The sequence below is a fragment of the Streptomyces sp. NPDC002787 genome (genome assembly GCF_053592095.1).
Genome location: NZ_JBSFVC010000068.1, coordinates 1 through 1,944 on the forward strand (window position 1 = coordinate 1; position 1,944 = coordinate 1,944).

Sequence of the window (1,944 nt, forward strand, 5' to 3'; positions counted from 1 at the left end):
CCGGTGATCCCCATCGTGTCGAACGTGACGGGTGAGGTGGCGGGGGAGGAGCTGTCGACGCCGGAGTACTGGGTCCGTCACGTGCGGGCCACTGTGCGTTTCGCGGACGGGGTGCGTGCGCTGAGGGGTCAGGACATCGGCACCGTCCTGGAGGTCGGACCCGACGGCTCGCTGGTCTCCCTGGTCCAGGGCACCGTCCCCGACCTCCTCGCGCTCGCCGCACTCCGCAAGGGCCGGGACGAGACGCGCTCCCTGGTCACCGCGTTGGGCAGGCTGCACGTGCGGTCGGTGGCCGTGGACTGGCCGGCCTTCCTGGCCGGGACCGGGGCGCGCCGGGTGGACCTGCCGACGTACGCCTTCCAGCGCGGCGCGTACTGGCTGGAGACGGCCCGGCAAGGAGCGGACCGCGACGCCCCTGAGGCGCTTGACTCGGCCGAGGGCGCGCACGCGGCGGCCGGGGATCTCTACACGACGACCTGGCAGTCCATGGACAGCGTCGCCGCGCCCGAGGCACGCTGGGCGGTGCTCGGGCAGCCGGACGGGCGGGCCGGAACACTGGCCAAGGCCCTCGCACTGCGACCCGGGAACGCGGCCGACGTCCACGCCCACCTGGATTCGGTGGGCGAGGCCGCCGAGTTCGTCGTGCTGGCCCTCGACACCGCGCCGGGCAGCACCGGCCGGGAAGGGGGCGGCCCCGAGGCCGTACGCCACACCACGCACGACACGCTCGCCCGTGTCCAGGACGTGCTCGCCCAGGAGCGGTCGGCGGACTCCCGTGTGGTGATCGTGACGGGCGGTGCGACCACCGGCGACCCGGCCGGGGCAGCCGCGTGGGGGCTGCTGCTGTCGCTGCAGGCCGAGCGCCCCGACCGGTTCGTCCTGGTCGACCTGGAGGACGACGGCACCGACGCGCCCGCCCTGGCGTCCGCCGTGGTGACGGCGCTGACGCACGCAGAGGCTCAAGTCTCCGTACGCCGCGGGGAGTTGTATGTGCCTCGGCTTGTCGCGGCCCAGGACCCGACCACCGCCCCGCCCACTCGGGAGCACGGTACGGTCCTCGTCACCGGTGGCACCGGTGAGCTGGGCGGGCTCGTCGCCCGGCGGCTGGCCGCCGGGCATGGCGTACGCGACCTGCTGCTGGTCAGCCGGCGCGGCGCCGCGGCCCCCGGCGCGGACGCGCTCGCGGCCGACCTGGAACGGGCCGGTGCCCGGGTCACGTTCGCCGCCTGCGATGTGTCGGACCGGGCGGCGCTCGCCGCCGTGCTGGCCGCGATCCCGGCCGACCGGCCGCTGACGGGTGTGGTGCACACCGCAGGCGTCGTCGACGACGGTGTGATCACCGCGCTCACCCCCGAGCGGGTGGACACCGTCCTCGCACCCAAGGCCGACGCCGCACACCATCTGCACGAGCTGGCCCGCGAGGCGGACCTGTCGCACTTCGTGCTCTTCTCCTCCGCCGTCGGCACCCTCGGCGGCGCCGGACAGGCCAACTACGCCGCCGCCAACGCCTACTTGGACGCCCTCGCCCGCAGCCGCCGAGCAAAGGGGCTGCCCGCGACCTCGCTGGCCTGGGGCCTGTGGGGGACCGGCGGCGGCATGGGCGGCCGGCTCGCCGAGATCGATCTGCGGCGCCTGGCCCGGGCGGGCGTGCTGCCCCTCGACGCCGAGCGGGGGCTCGCCCTGTTCGACCGGGCCTGGGCGGGTGACGAGGCCGTCCTTGTGCCGATGCGGACCGATCCCGCCGTCCTACGGAACCGGGCCGCCGCCGGCACCCTGCCCCCCGCGCTGCGCACCCTCGTCCCGCAGACGCACACGCACACGCACACGCAGACGCACACATATGCGTCGGCCCAGGGGCGGATCGGGACAAAGGCCCCATCTGGCCGCACACCATCCTGACCTGTGCCGCCGCCCGCGCACTGGGCCGACCGGTCAAGCTCGTGC

At 75.4% G+C, this 1,944-nt stretch carries 1 protein-coding gene; it reads left to right on the forward strand.

From position 1 onward, the window contains the following. The coding region (locus ACWD26_RS43265; RefSeq protein WP_451279142.1) for an SDR family NAD(P)-dependent oxidoreductase at positions 1 to 1,899 on the forward strand (1,899 nt) is incomplete at its 5' end. Positions 1,900 to 1,944 lie beyond the last annotated feature (45 nt).